The 13516-nt window shown below is 71.4% G+C and carries 15 protein-coding genes; 1 reads left to right on the top strand and 14 read right to left on the bottom strand.

Annotated elements, in window-relative coordinates; translation table 11 throughout:
• Window positions 1-26: 26 nt before the first annotated feature.
• Window positions 27-161, top strand: a complete 135-nt coding sequence (locus tag EFK10_RS52435; protein ID WP_265737602.1) for a hypothetical protein — start codon at window positions 27-29, stop codon at window positions 159-161.
• 155 nt (window positions 162-316) lie between these two features.
• Here the strand turns inward: EFK10_RS52435 and EFK10_RS42050 are convergent, their stop codons facing one another.
• The 14 genes from EFK10_RS42050 to EFK10_RS41985 all read right to left on the bottom strand — a co-directional run bounded on the left by EFK10_RS42050 (window position 317) and on the right by EFK10_RS41985 (window position 13473).
• Window positions 317-1489, bottom strand: a complete 1173-nt coding sequence (locus tag EFK10_RS42050; protein ID WP_127360909.1) for a DnaB-like helicase N-terminal domain-containing protein — start codon at window positions 1487-1489, stop codon at window positions 317-319.
• Window positions 1486-1716 carry a hypothetical protein gene (locus tag EFK10_RS42045; protein WP_127360908.1) on the bottom strand — a complete coding sequence of 77 codons (231 nt, stop codon included), beginning with the start codon at window positions 1714-1716 and terminating at the stop codon, window positions 1486-1488. Before EFK10_RS42045 ends, EFK10_RS42050 begins: the two co-directional genes overlap by 4 nt.
• Window positions 1713-3500, bottom strand: coding sequence for a type IV secretory system conjugative DNA transfer family protein (locus EFK10_RS42040; RefSeq protein ID WP_164836377.1), 1788 nt, complete (start codon window positions 3498-3500; stop codon window positions 1713-1715). The genes EFK10_RS42045 and EFK10_RS42040 overlap by 4 nt, the downstream gene beginning before the upstream one ends.
• 196 nt (window positions 3501-3696) lie before the next feature.
• Window positions 3697-4194: a hypothetical protein gene (locus EFK10_RS42035; protein WP_127360907.1), complete on the bottom strand. Its 498-nt coding sequence runs from the start codon at window positions 4192-4194 to the stop codon at window positions 3697-3699.
• 26 nt (window positions 4195-4220) lie between these two features.
• Window positions 4221-4991, bottom strand: coding sequence for a hypothetical protein (locus EFK10_RS42030; protein WP_127360906.1), 771 nt, complete (start codon window positions 4989-4991; stop codon window positions 4221-4223).
• Between the two features lie 96 nt (window positions 4992-5087).
• Window positions 5088-6227, bottom strand: coding sequence for a hypothetical protein (locus EFK10_RS51515; protein WP_240677803.1), 1140 nt, complete (start codon window positions 6225-6227; stop codon window positions 5088-5090).
• A 141-nt stretch (window positions 6228-6368) separates the two neighbouring features.
• Complete coding sequence (locus EFK10_RS42020; protein ID WP_407647249.1) at window positions 6369-6827, bottom strand: hypothetical protein; 459 nt, start codon at window positions 6825-6827, stop codon at window positions 6369-6371.
• A 27-nt stretch (window positions 6828-6854) separates the two neighbouring features.
• Window positions 6855-7409: a hypothetical protein gene (locus tag EFK10_RS42015; protein WP_206305807.1), complete on the bottom strand. Its 555-nt coding sequence runs from the start codon at window positions 7407-7409 to the stop codon at window positions 6855-6857.
• A gap of 3 nt (window positions 7410-7412) precedes the next feature.
• Entirely contained in the window at window positions 7413-8942 is a 1530-nt protein-coding gene (locus EFK10_RS42010) for a P-loop NTPase family protein (protein WP_127360905.1), read from the bottom strand.
• Window positions 8943-8971: 29 nt separating this feature from the next.
• Entirely contained in the window at window positions 8972-9424 is a 453-nt protein-coding gene (locus EFK10_RS42005; protein WP_127360904.1) for a DUF6238 family protein, read from the bottom strand.
• 34 nt (window positions 9425-9458) lie between these two features.
• Window positions 9459-10931, bottom strand: coding sequence for an SCO6880 family protein (locus tag EFK10_RS42000; RefSeq protein WP_127360903.1), 1473 nt, complete (start codon window positions 10929-10931; stop codon window positions 9459-9461).
• A gap of 142 nt (window positions 10932-11073) precedes the next feature.
• The gene (locus EFK10_RS41995) at window positions 11074-12468 is read right to left on the bottom strand and encodes an SCO6881 family protein (protein ID WP_127360902.1); all 1395 of its coding nucleotides are present in this window, start codon (window positions 12466-12468) and stop codon (window positions 11074-11076) included.
• Between the two features lie 28 nt (window positions 12469-12496).
• Window positions 12497-13171 carry a hypothetical protein gene (locus tag EFK10_RS41990; RefSeq protein WP_127360901.1) on the bottom strand — a complete coding sequence of 225 codons (675 nt, stop codon included), beginning with the start codon at window positions 13169-13171 and terminating at the stop codon, window positions 12497-12499.
• Window positions 13171-13473 carry a DUF6112 family protein gene (locus tag EFK10_RS41985; protein WP_127360900.1) on the bottom strand — a complete coding sequence of 101 codons (303 nt, stop codon included), beginning with the start codon at window positions 13471-13473 and terminating at the stop codon, window positions 13171-13173. Before EFK10_RS41985 ends, EFK10_RS41990 begins: the two co-directional genes overlap by 1 nt.
• Between the last annotated feature and the right edge of the window lie 43 nt (window positions 13474-13516).

The raw sequence follows: 13516 nt of genomic DNA, 5'->3' as shown, positions 1-13516 counted from the left end.
CGGCCGAAGGCTGGGGGAGGATGGTCTTGCGCGCTCCGTCGCAGCGGCAGAGCGGTGTGCGGTGCCTGGTCATGGTCGGCGACGCGAAAGAGGACCTCGTCGCCCAGGTCGGTGATGAGCTTTCCGAGTTCGGAGATCTGGTGCGCGACGGCATCGGGTGAGCGGCGGGGGTCTTCGGGCACCGGCAGTTTGCCGCGCTGGGCGTCGAAGGCGGAGGCCGTAGCGCGCAGGGCCAAGGCACCGGAGAGAGGAGTTTTGTCCACGGTGCGCTCCAGAGGTGAGGTCGGTCGGATGGCATGGGTTGGAGGAGGGCGAGTCAGCCGTGGGTGTGCGAGGGCGGTCGTGCGGCTGACGACTTGGTGGCGGGGGCTGGGCGTTCCGGTGGCCGTGCGGCCGGTCGCGCGGTGCTGCGGGCGAGGGCGGCATGGACCCGCGCCGTCGGGGGCTCCTCGGTCGGCGGCGCGGTGGTCGGCGGCGTCGGAGCGGGGCGGCCGTTGGCGGCTTGCCAGCGCGTACGCACGTCGTCGACCGGGCCGAGCGCGTGCAGCGCGTGGCTGATGAGCCGCCCGGGGGCCAAGGTCTCGTTCTCGGCGAGCGCGCGGATGGCGCGGGCGGAGACAGCGGCCGTGCGGGTGACGGAGGAACGCATGACCTGTTCGCCGAGCCACTCGGCGCTTCCGGGGCCGACGCCGTCGCAGATCGCGGTGAGCTGTTCGGTGGACAGCGTGCCTTCGGCCAGCAGACCGCGCCGCTGGGCCTCCCACAGCACGGTGATCCGGTCGATGGGCTCGCTCCGGTGATGCAGCGCGCCGAGGCAGCGGTAGAGCTGGCCGTGGGCCGGGTCGGCGAAGTCGCCCGGCCGCAGCCAGCCGACCACCTCGTCCATTGCCTTCGGCCGCTCGACCAGAACAGCCAGCAGGAACCGCTCGTCCTCGGCGACCTGGTCTGCCCGGACCGGCGGCGGCGCGACCGGGGCGGTAGCCGGTGGCGAGGCAGGCGCGAGCGGACGCGGTTCGGACCCCCACCGCCGTGCGAGATCGGCGAGCACACCCGTCAGGACGTCCGCGTAGTGCAGCGCTCCTTCGACCTCGCCCTGCAGGGCGTGGGCACGGGCGGCCTGATGAAGGCGGATCGCGTGCTCGGTCACGCTGCGATGGATCGCGCCTTCCAACACCATGCGCCCGTAGACCGGAGCATGCCCGGGGCGCGGGCAGGCCGAGATCAGGGTGTGCGCGTAGACCGCGGTCAGCCCCCGGACGTGGAGGCTGGCCTCGCCGACCGCGTCGGTCACCCACGACAGTGGCACGGAATTTTCGGCTGTCAACGCGGGATGGCCATCGGTCCGGAGCTTGCGCAGCGCGGCGAACAGCGCTTGGTGGACCGGGCGGTAGAAGTGATCCGGCGCGAGCCAGTCGAGGTGCGCGAGCTGGCCGGGGTCGAGCAGCACCGAGCCGAGCACCGCCTGCTCGGCGCCCAGAAGCGGGTTCATCGCTGCCCTCCGCAGCCGGGAGCCGGGGGCTCGTCCTGCCGGACACGGAGGTCGGCGACGGCCTGGTCGGCGGCGGCCACCGCTGCCGCGAAGCCGTCCATTTCGCCGGTGAACGTGGGGTCGGTGGCGAGAATCGAGCCGGCACCGCTGACCAGCCACCACTGCCCGTCGTGCCGAACGACTGGTGAGCGGAGGAGACGCCCGGATCGCGGCGTGGGCGCGCTCATGCCGACGGCCCGAAGTCGTCGCGGCCAAGGGACTTGGCGATGGCCCGCTCGGTGATGGCCTTCGTCGCGCGGGCCGAGGCCGGGCCGACCACCTTGGCGGAGGGCTCCTTGTACCAGGGCCGGAGGTCGAGCATGGCCACCCGGATGCCGGTGGCGAGAAGCAGGGCCTTGCCCTTGGGGAGCGCGCGGATCGCGTCCGGGGGCAGGATCCGTTCGGTGCGCATGCTCACCGAGGTGGACTTGCCGCCATCGCTGGTCGACACGGACGTGGTCTGCACGTCGTGGTCGCCGACCTGCCTGCTCAGGCGGTCGGCGAAGTCGGCGTCGTCGATGCCGCTTCCGATGATCTTGATGGTGGCGGCGGACCAGAGGGCGTCCATGCCTGCCTCGCCCCAGCACCGCTGGCCCTGCCGGTAGGACTGCAGGATCGTCATCGGGATGACGCCTCGCGAGCCCAGGTGGCTGTACAGGTCGGGGAGATCCGAGATTTTGCAGACGTTGGCGGCCTCGTCGAGGACGCACAGGGCGGGCGGGTCGAGCCGCCCGCCGGAGCGTTCAGCGACGACCACGGCCGCGCGCATCACCGCATCGGCCGCTGCCGCAATGATCGCCGACGCTGAGCCACCGCCGTCCTTGCTGAGCAGGTACAACGTGTCGCGGGAGGTGGCGAACGCGGACGGCTTGAACTCGGGGAGGTCCTTGCTGGGGGTGACCCAGGCGGCGACGTCCGGGTCGAGCAGGCAGCTTGCGTACTGCCGCGCGGTCTCATAGATGCCGTCCCGCGTTTCCGTGGCCCCGCTGACGGTGCCCTGGAGCTGGGCGGCGACCGCTTCGTGGCTGGCGTCGGTGAGCAGGTCTACGGGAGTGCGGCCCGCCGGGGAGGCGAGCCAGGCCAGGACGTCGGTGATCGGGCGTCGGTGGCTGGCGGCAGCCAGGAACAGCGCCGCCAGGGTGTTGGAGGCCGCGGTGGACCAGAAGTCGGAGCCGTTCGAGTCGTCCACCGAGGCGGCGACGAAGTGCCCGGCAAGGCGTTTCGCCCCGGCAAGGTCGCGGGCGTCGGCCAGGATGTCCCACCACATCTCGCGCGGGTGGTGGGCGATCTGCTGTGGGTCGAGGGTCCAGATCGTGCCGACCTCCGCGCGGGCGTCCACCGTCGCGGTGAAGGCGTCGTTCGCCGCCTTGTTGCTGGTGAGCAGAACGGGGCCAGGGGCGGCGAGGATCGCGGGGATGGCCAGTCCGGAGGTCTTGCCGGAGCGCGGGGCCATGATCGCGACGATCACGTCCTCCCAGGAGGCGCGGACCTCGGCCCGGCCGGGGGAGAGTGTGCCGACGAGGATCCCGCGGTCGGCCGGGGCGACCTGGCGCGGCTTGAGATCGGACAGGCTCGGCCGCAGGCTCCTGGCCTTGGCAGTGATCTCCTTGTCCAGCAGCGGGGCGAGATCCGCCTTGCGGCCGAGGCCGTTCTTCGCGCCGCCGCGCAGCCGCAGCCACAGGACCAGGCCGGCGATGGTGAGGCAGACGGAGATCAGGCCGGGGACGATCCGCGCGCCGACCAGTAGTGCGGTGTGGCTCAGGTGCGGCCACAGCACGTCGGGGTGAAGCAGCGCGTCGGTGGCCTTGAATGGAACCCAAGGACCGGCACCGACGAGGGCGTTGGTGAGATTGCCGGTCACCCAGGCGAGGGAGCCGAAGCCGAGGGCGGCGCCAAGGACGCCGAAGAGGAGGTAGAGGAGCGCGTCCGACCCGGTGGTGGTCGAGGGCGCGCTGGTACGCGGTGCGGGCATGTCTGGTCCAGGTGGTGAGCGCAGGCGAGTGGTGGGGGCGGGGCGCGGGGCGCTCTTCTGCTGGTCATCGGGGCAGCTCCTGTCCTGGAAGGAACTCGGTGGTCGAGGTCATCGGGTGCGCGGCGACCGGGGCGGCGGGGCGCTGCCCGGCGAGCAAGGGGGAGCAGGTGCCCCGCCGGGGCGGGGCACCGGGCGGTCAGAAGTGGGGGTTCTCGGTGGGCCGGTCGGCTTCGGTGGCCGCCTGGAGCAGTTCGGTCAGGTCGCCGGGCTCGGAGGAGCGCTGGTCGATCCACCATCCGGCGCGAGTGATCGCGCGAGCCGACTCCTCGATCTCCTCCCACTCCGCCTCGCTGGTCTCGCCTTCGAGGACCAGGGCGGTGTGGGCGGCGGCCAGGACCTGGTGGCGGCAGCGCACACCCCAGGCGACGGCGCGCTCGGTCACTTCCAGGGGCGGCATCCGATACTGCTCCGACCAGGCTTTGGACTCGGCCTGCTCTTCGGCGCGCTTGGCCTCCAGCCAGGCGGCCTTGTCCTGTTCGTCGTCCTCCTTGGCGGCCCGCCAGCAGTCGGTGCACTCCTGCTTGGCGAGCCACTCGGCGAAGCCCGCGCGACGGTCGGCCGCCCGGTCGGACAGGTCGCGCTCGGACTCGTGCCTACAGGAATGGGTGATCTGCCAAATGGTCTTGACGGCCATGGGAACTGCTCCTTACCGGAGTTGGGTCAGCGGTTGCGGGAGAACGCGATGCGCGGGTCCACCGGGCGGGCCGCGGAGGTGGAGGCGGCGGGCGCGGGAACCGGCGCCTTACCGGGCAGGCCGGCGCGGGCGGGGCTGGCGGCGAGCGCGGCGGCGCTGATGGGGAACTTGTGGGTGGTGAAGCCCTGGCTGTGCTCGGGGCGCGCTGCCGTGGTGGGTGCGGGTGGGCGGCGCGCGGCTACCTCCTGGGCGAGGAGGGGCTGCAGGGCCACCTGGAGGTCGGCCCGGTGCATCGCCAGCGTGGCGTTGGCGACTTTCCCGAGCGCTTTGCCGCGGTCGGTGGTGATGGGCAGCGTGTAGATGTCCAGGCTCGGGTTATGCCGCCAGCCGTGCTCTTCCAGGATGAGTCGGCCGCCGAGAGAGGAACCGTCGGCGGTGGCGGCGACAACGCCGAGCTGCGGATGCTCGGCGAACGCGACGTCCGGCTCAACGCGCGGGGGCCGGTCGCGAGCGGGCGCTGGTCCGGAGGCCGGAGAGGGGTCGAACGCGGCGTCCACATCCACCCGGTAGCCGGCCTTGCGCAGCAGCGCGACGGCCCGTGTGGCGCGGTCCTGCCCGTCACGCTGCTGGTCGGCCAGCGTGTACAGGGCGGGGTGGCCGGGGACGGCGTGAAAGCCGAATCCCTTCAACATCCATGTGTTTGCGGCCAGTTGTTTGGGGTTGGCGGCGACGATGCCGAAGTCGGGGTGGCGGCCGACTGCGACGTCGGGAAGCGGGTCGTGCTCTGGGGTGGGCATGGCGGATCCATCCGGTGCGGACATGGGGAGAGGGGCGGTCGATGGTGGGATTGTTCTGCTGGTGCGGGTAATGGCGGTCTCCGAGGTGGGCAGCGGTCAGTGACCGGGTGCGGACGAGGGTCGGGCGGGAGGAAGGGCGGGGCGTACGGCTGAAGCTGCCGGCAGTGCGGCTGGGGCCGTGCGCCGTGCGGTCGGGGAGACCGCGAGAGCGGCGGCGACTCGGGGCGCGGCAGGTTCCTCCAGGGCGACTCGGTCCACCGGGACCTGGACCTTGGCGGGGTGGAGGGTGTGCCGGTCGGCCAGCTCGCCGCGCATGGACCGGATCTCGAGCGTGTAGGAGTCGAGCTTCTTGGTGATGTAGCGCAGGCGGTTCGCGTAGTGGGGATCGGCGGGTTCGCCCAGGCCCTCCCACCAGTCGGCCGTCGTGTTGAGGGACTCGACGACGCGCTGGAGAACGCCGTCACCGGGAGCGGTCAGCTCGCTCAGCGCGGCGACGGCCTCGCTCGTGTGGGCTGCCGCCTGGATGGATTGGGTCAGGTGGCCGAGCTGGTCGCCAAGGCTGAGCCCGTGGTCGCCGGGGTACGGCAGGCTGGGGTCGAGCAGGTCGGGATCGCACGAGACGTCGAAGCCCTCGGCCTGCAGAATGTCGAAGGCCCGGGTCACCATCTGGCGCTGCTCGACCAGGTCGGTCATGGCCGAGGGCAGTCGGTGGAAGCGCTCGCGGAACAGCACGACGGGGACGAAGCCCGCACGGTGGAGCACCGCGTCGGCAGCGCTCTCCTGAGCGAGGCGCCGGGATTCCGGTCGGGGCGGCAGACCGAGCTGATCCAGGCGCGCGTCGATGGCGGCGAGCAGGCGTGGGACGCTGCCACCGTGCCGGGCGTGAGGGCCGTCGGGCTCCGAGTCGTAGATCACTTCGTGGAGCGTGGAGTCATTGGGATGCCCGCGGGTCACCAACCAGCTCTCCGGATACCCGGGCGGGTGGTCGGTGGCCGGTTCCTGGGGCGGAGAGATGATCAGGGCGCTGCCGTCGGGAAGTTCGGCGTGGACGATGTAGTCGCTGAGGCCGTACTCGACGGTGCAGGCCAGGCCGCGCTGCCGTAGTGGCGCGGTGAGGTGGCTGTACCGATGCTCAGGCTCCGAGGTGCCAGCGGCCTGGATGAAAGGTCCGCTGGTGCGAGCAGTGATGCGTGTGCCCTCGCGTTGGAACGTGACCAGGGTCTGAATGGGGCGCATGTGGGCTTCTCCGTGGCCGGTTGCTCCGGTTAGTCGACGGCGGCAAGCCGCGGCCGGGCAGGGGCTGGTAGGGGTGGTGGCGTTCGTCGAGGATGCGCCGATCGGGCGGTTTGGCCTAGCCGGAGATCGGTGCTGGAGGCGTCAGCGCGAGTGGCGCGCGGCAGGGGAATCCGACGCTGCCGAGGCGGGCGGTGAAGCGGGCACCCACTCGCGGCGGATCTCGCCTGCCCGCGCCAGTACGGAGTCGATCCCTCGCAGGCGCAGCAGGTCGGCGCTGATCGGGCCGTCAAGGTAGTCGGCCGGTTGCGCCGGAGCCCGGACACCCGCGAGGACCTCGGGGCCGTGGGCCAGGAAGGTCTCGACGTGCTCCCAAGCGGCGGCGTCCCGGGCCACCTTGCCGTCGGCGTACCCGGTTTCATCGACGGGCCAGCCGTCCTCGTCGCAGTATGAGTCCGAGACCGCGTCCCACTGGTCCGAAGCCTGCCTGATGCCGTCGGCGGCGGAGGCCAGGGCCTGGACGCGCACCCGCCATGCCGCCCGCTCGCCGGCATCTTGTGGCTGGCCGTCAGGGGTGGCGGGGGAGTCGGGGGATGTGGGCATGGTCGTTCCTCGTTTCTGTACGGTGCCTCACCGCGAGCGCGGCAGCGAGCGCGCGGTGGATGGCAAGGGGGGAGTAGGAGCGCCGTTCTGCTCGCCCGGGGAAGGTCCCCGGGTGGACGCTGCTGCGGAGGGGCGGGCCGCTGCTGCCGCTTGGTGCGACCGGGAGCGGATCTCGTGGTCGACGTTCTCCCCGACGAGATGCAGCTCCTCGCCGAGGTCGGTCAGCCGAGTGGCGATGGCGTCCAGTTCGGATGCGCTGCTTTGGGCACCGTGGGTGCGGCACCACTCGGAGACGGTTTCGAGCATCTGGTGCAGGCGGGCCACCGCGCCGAAATCCTCCGTAACGGCCTCGTGGAACCGGCCGGTGAACTCCTCCGTCCGGGCTGCGGCGAGGCGGTCGTTCCAGCCAGTGGCCGGTGCGCTGTTGTCCGGACGTGCGGGCGGGCCGGTCGTCGGGTGGCGCTGGGGTGGGGCGACGTTCTCGGGCAGCAGGGCAGGGTTCGTCGCGAGGCTTGCGGGAAATCGGCGGCTTCCCTCGTACACCCAGTAGTTGGTTCCAGTACGGGCAAGAACACGGATCAACTCCTATGTTTTGCTGGCTGGTTGGGTCATGGCGGACATGCGGTCGTCGGTGTCGAACAACTGCCGCTCGGCCGGGTGGAGGATGTGCTGGGTGATGAAGCTCCGGCCTGCGACTTTCCACAGGCCCCTGCCCTTGGTGAGGGCGGACAGGGCCTGGGTCTCGACGCCGGTCAGGCCGAGCAATGATGCGGCGGCGGCGAGCTGGTCGGGCTCCTGGCGGTAGATGATGCGGGTGGAGCAGTCGGCGAGGAGACCCTCGGCCAGCACCCGGCCGCGCGAGCCGGCGTCGCCAGCGCTGAGCAGGTCGCTGAGGCGGTGGATGACCATCAGGTTGGCGATGCCGAGACCTCGGCTGAGCTTCCACTGGCTCTGCATGCGCTCCAGGAGGCCGACGTGCCTCATCACGCGCCATGCCTCGTCGTAGATCACCCAGCGTCGGCCGCTGTCTGGGTCGGCGAGCGCCGATTCCATCCAGGCGCTCGCGCAGGTCATCGCGAGAACCAGGGCGGTGTCGTCGCCGGAGCCGCCGAGGCGGGAGAGGTCGATGGACAGCATCGGGGTGGTCGGGTCGAAGGCTACGGTCGAGGGCGCGTCGAACATGCCGCTCAAGTCGCCGTGCACCAGACGGCGCAGGGCGTGCGCGAGGTCTTGTGCGGCGGGCCCCATGTGCCCGGCCTGGTCGTCGAGGGCCCGGTCGAGGCGTTCGGGCGAGCCCAGGGTGTGCGCGATCTCGCCGAGCAGCGGCACTGTGCCCTCGGCCTCGGCTTCGGCGACGACCAGGTCCAGTGCGAGGTCCAGGGCTGTGTGCTCCATCGGCAGGAGATCGCGCTTCAGCACGGTGCGAGCGAGGCCGGCCAGGAGCAGGAGACGGCGCTTGCGGATCTCGGTCGACCAGTCGTCCTCGCTCACCGAGGCGGGCCGGGCCGGAGCATCCAGGGGGTTCAGCCTGCCCGGGAGCCCTGGTCCCAGGGCGATGCTGTAGCCGCCGAGTGCCTGCGCGACGGCCGTCCATTCTCCCTTGGGGTCGCAGGGCACGTAGACCCGGTAGCCGTGGGCAATCGCCCTGGTGGCGATGGACTTGGCCAGTGCGGACTTGCCCATGCCGATGATTCCGGCCAGGACGGCGTTGGGGTTGGTGAAGCCTTCGATACGTCCGCTGCTGTACAGCGAGAACGGGTCGTAGCAGAAAGCGGCCTCCGCGTGGACATCGCGGCCGATGAAGATTCCCTCCGCGCCCAGGCCGCCCTCGGCGAGGAACGGATAGGCCCCGGACACCGTCGCGGTGGTCATCCGGTGTGCGGGCAGGCTGAGCTTGCCGCCGCGCGCCGAGGAGGGGCCGGGGCGTCCGGAGGGCGGGTAGGTCGGCCGCAGCTCCGGGTCGAGTGCCTCCTTGCCGCTGCGTTTGGGCGGGGCTCCGGCGAGGCGGGCCTGACGGCGGGCCTCAGCGAAACCGGCGCGGGCGGCACGCTGTTCGGCACGCGATGCTTTCCGGGGGACGAACAGGTGGGAGGCGCTGGCGCGGGTCCTGGGCATGGCGGAATCTCCAGTCGGCGGTGGTGGGGTCAGTGGCGGACGAGGCCGGTGAACGGCGTGTGCAGGTCCGCCGGGGTGGTGCGGCGCCGGACCAGGTGCGCGGTGCGCTGGTGGCGCTGGCAGATGGCCAGCTCCGGAGCGCCTTCGGGCAGGCCGGCCTGGAACGCTTCGTGGTCGGGGATCTCGCCGGAGTCGGGCCGGGGGGCCGCGTGGTAGGCAGCGTGGACGTGGTCGGCGGCCTGCCATATCCGGGTGCGGGCGGCGCGGAGCTGGTCGCCCTCGATGGGCACAAGCGAGCCGGTGCGGGCGGCGTGGGCGTCGAGCAGGCTGTGCAGCGAGACGAGGTGGGCGTGCAGGGCGTCCAGTTCGGCGCGGGTGGTGATCAGCGGACCGCCTGGAATGTTGAGCGCGCGGTGGAAGTCGAGCGCGGCGGTGGCGAAGGGCACGAAGTCCTGCATGGTCGGGGTGGCGGTGCGGGACATGGGGGTGCTCTTTCGGAAGGGAGGAGGGCCGGCATCAGGCGGCGAGGGCGAGCGGCATGGCGGCGACGGTGAATGCTTCGGCCTGCTGCCAGGTGAGCGGCCGGAGGTCGAGTTGGGCGCCGACCGCGGCGGTCTCCACGACCGCGCACGCGGAGCGCAGCTCCTCTTCGGAGTCGGCCGAGACGGTCAGCAGGCCGGTCAGGGCGACATCCGAGTGGCCCGCGATGAGCTGGCGTTCACGGGATTTGATGTCCTGGTACTCGATCGAGTCCGCTTCGGAGTCGACCTGGCCTCGCCGGGCACGTTCTGCGGCGTCGGCGATCACGCTGGCCTTCTTGCGCTGGACATCGCGCAGTGCGGCGTCCAGCCCCTTCGGCTCGTAGGACAGCGACAGGGTCCGCCGCACCCCGGCGGTGAACAGAAGTTGGTGCAGGAAGCCCGCCGAGGTCTCGGTGCGGGGCCAGTTCTCCACCCAGTACGTGGCGTGGACGGCGGAGTCGGTGGCGATGTGGTCCGCCTTCTCGACGACCACGACCGGACCGGCAGCGGCGGGGTCCGCCTCGGGGCGGCCGGAGGAGGACCAGCGGTCCAGTGAGGAAAGGGCCTTGGGGTCGTACGCCGTTCGCACGACCGCCGCGATCTCGTGGGCGGTGAGCCAGCCGGTGGGGTTGAGCCCTGCGGTGCGGGCGGCCTGGTCGAAGGTCGAGGTCAACTGCGCCAGGACACTGAAGGAACCGGTCAGGCCGCCGCCGGCTTGGTTGATCAGCCGTCGTGCGGCCTTGGCGTCCAGCGACACCGCGACGTACGCCTCATGCGGAGCCGCAGCCGGGCCCGCGCTCTCGATCAGCTCGCTGTAGATCGCGCCGGCCACAGGGGCGTCGGGCTGGCCGTGCTCCTGCCAGTACCGGCGAAGGGCGTCGCCGGAGTCCGGCACGGTGCGCTCGATCACCTGGATGCGGGCGACCTGACCGGTGCGGGCCAGTGCGGCGAGGGCACGCCCCCAGCCGTTGACGTTGGCGTTCTGGGTGCTGGGGTCGAGCAGGGCGTAGGCGCGGGAGGACACCTTGACGACGGCGGTCAGTGTGCCGGTGTGGGGGTTGTGGACCGCGCCGTACCGACGGTCGGGGGCGGTGACCACGCGCAAGCTGGCGGCGGTACCGGGCAGGCGGAGGAGTCCTTCGCGGACCGGGCGGCGGGAGGGCTGGGCGAGCCAGATCAACTGGCCCCGCATCCGGCGGAGCACGTACCGGGTAACGATCGGAGCCCAGTCGGCCAGGGCTCGGCCTCGGTAGCGGACGAAGACGAGCAGGGCGATGGCGGCCCACAGCGGGATGAGTTCGAGAGCGCCGACCACGCCACGGGTGAGGATCACGGCGAGCAGGAGCAGGCCGGTGATGCCCACGACGATCAGTTGCGGGGCTGTGAGGCCGAGCAGGATGCCGCGCCTGCTGCGGTGCGGGAACTTCACGGGGGCCGTGGTGGCTTCGGTTTGGGGGTTGTCAGACATGGCGGTTCCAGACAGTGGGAGCGGGCGGGAAGGGGCGGAAGGTGCGGTGCTCTTCTGGAGGTCATGGCATGACTCCGTTTCGGGTGGTCGGGGGAAGGGGGCGGGCTGGAGGGATGTAGCCCGCCCCCTGGGTGGTGGTGGATCAGGACCCGGGCGGCGGCTGGTTGGGGTAGACCCAGCTCGTCGGAGTCGGGGTGCCGGTCGCCGACGGACCGGTGGAGGGCGGCGGCGGTGTGGAGGGACCGCTGGGCGGCACGGCACCCACGCGGGTCAAGCTGCTGCCCGGAACCGACGCACCAGCGGGCTGGGCGGCGGAGAGAGCGCCTCCCTCAGAGCCTCCTGCTTCGGTGTCGGCGGGCCGTGTGATCAGCGCGGGGATGCCAGGGCGCTGGATCAGGGCGCGGCCCTTGTCGCCGGAGGCTGTCGGGTCCTCGCCGTACCGGAAGCTGGTCTGGGGCTTCGGCGGTCCAGCGTCGATGCCCTCCTTGCTCAGGTTCCCGCCGGAGGGGTTGATACCGGAGGCGACGCCGTCGCTGCCCGCGCCGGGGACCTGGCTCGGCCCCTGCGGAGCGGGAGTGCCGGTGCCGACCTGCATCGCGAGGCTGCCCGCGGTCTTCGCGGCCCCTGCGGCGACCGCCACGCCGGCGACGCCGGTACGGTGCAGATCGTCGTGGCCGCCACTGTCGGTCGCCCAGTGGACGAACTTGTAGGTCGCGTAGGGGCACAGAAGGACCAGGACCATCACGACGAGGCCGGACATGGCATCGGACAGGGCGGCCATGCCGTCGGTGGCATCCGACTTGCCCATGGCTGAGACGCCGATCAGGAAGACCACGGTCATCAGCAGTTTGCTGACGACCAGGGTGGCGGTGGCCTCGATCCAGCCGCGCCGCCAGCGCTTGGCGACTTCCCAGCCGCCGCCGGATCCGGCGAAGACCGCGAGGGCGACCATGATCAGGACGCCGACTTTGCGGGCGACCATGACTCCCCAGTACATGAACGCGCCGATCGCGCAGCCGAGGGCGACCAGGGCTGGGACGCCCCAACCGAGGCCGTACATCGCCCCCAGTTCGTCGACCTCGATGACGTGGCGGATCGCGTCGTCCACTGAGCTGTCGGCTGCTTGGAACAGGCCGTCGGACAGGGCGTCGACCACCGTGATGGCGACAGAGGTGAAGGCGACGGCGCAGAAGGAGAACAGGACACCGGTCATGGTGCCGATCGCGGCTTGAGCGAGGTCGCGTTCGTCCCGTCGCCAGGCCGCGAACATCAACTGGATGCAGAACGTACCGACGGTCAGGGCGAGCCCGATGGGTAGCAGCAGCTCGTAGTTGTCCCGGAACCAACCGGCGTTGAGATCGATGGCGGTGGTCTCGTTGACGGCCTTGGCGGCGAGATCGGCTGCGCTGGCGGCCAGTTCACCCGCTGACTTCGCGATCCAGGCCCCGATGCCGTCGGTGACGGTCCCGGCGGGGTTGGTGGCGAAGTCGACGGCGTCGCAGACAGTGCTCATCAGCGGCAGGTCGCAGACTCCCATGGCGGTACCTCCTTATCTGGGGTGGGGGTCAGGGCGCGACGGCCGGCAGGACACCGGCCAGAGCGCAGGGCTGGGAGGGGCGGCACTGCACCGCGAGGGTGGTGATGCGGCTTTCGGCGCCTCCTGCGGGCGAGCCGCTCCACCCGATCGACTGCTTGCCGGAGACCGTCACGGCGTAGACGTACGCGGTGGTGATCGCTCCGGGATCTGCCTGGAGGGCCTGGGTGAACGAGTCGGGGAAGTGGGCTTCGTTCACAGTGGCGGTGGCGAACTGGCCGTTGGCGGCCATCTCCTTCCACAGCACGGGCGAGGGGACGAGCGCGTCGACCGAAGCGGCGTCGGCGTACTTGGTCTGGCTGGTCAGCCACCCGTGCAGGGCGGCCAGCAGCTCAGGCTGGGAGTAGGCCCGGGTGTCGTAGGACCACAGCGCTGCGGCTGCCGCCTTCCCGAAGGCGATCGGGTCGTGCGTTGTCGGGGGGACCGGAAGGTCGCTGTGGTGCCCGCTCGGTGGTGGCGAGGCGGTGGGGGAGGAGGAGGCCGAACTCATCTGCGGTGCGGGAGCCGTGGAGGAGGTCCTGCCGTCTCGGGTGAGGTAGGCGGCCAAGCCGGCGAGGGCGACGAGCACCACCAGAACAGCGGTGCCGAGCAGCGCCCGGCGGCGCACGCGAGATGCGCCGCCGGGGTTCGTGGAGCGGGGAGACATCAGTGGACCTGCGTCCCGAGCGTGCTGAAGAAGGCCACCACACCGTTCGCGGCACCCAACAGCAGGGCCGCGCCGGCGCTGACCAGCACGCCCTTCTTGCCGTTGGCCTCGGCCTGGTGACCGCCGGAGTGGTGGCCCCAGGCCCACACGCCCGCGCTGACGGCGAGGGAACCGACCACGGCGATGATGCCGAAGAGGTTGATGGAGCCGATCACCTGCTTGAGGACCGCCAGGCCGGGGAGGCCGCCTGCGTTGGGCTGGATCCCGGGGTCGTAGGCGAGTTGGACGACCTTGACGAACATAACAAACTCCAGTTCGGTTTAATGCATGCCGAAACCCGAGGGG

It is taken from the genome of Streptomyces soli (genome assembly GCF_003999195.1).
GTDB classification, from domain to species: Bacteria; Actinomycetota; Actinomycetes; order Streptomycetales; family Streptomycetaceae; genus Actinacidiphila; species Actinacidiphila soli.
Note: the sequence above shows the minus strand (reverse complement) of the source record. Positions and strands in the feature narration are given on the sequence as shown.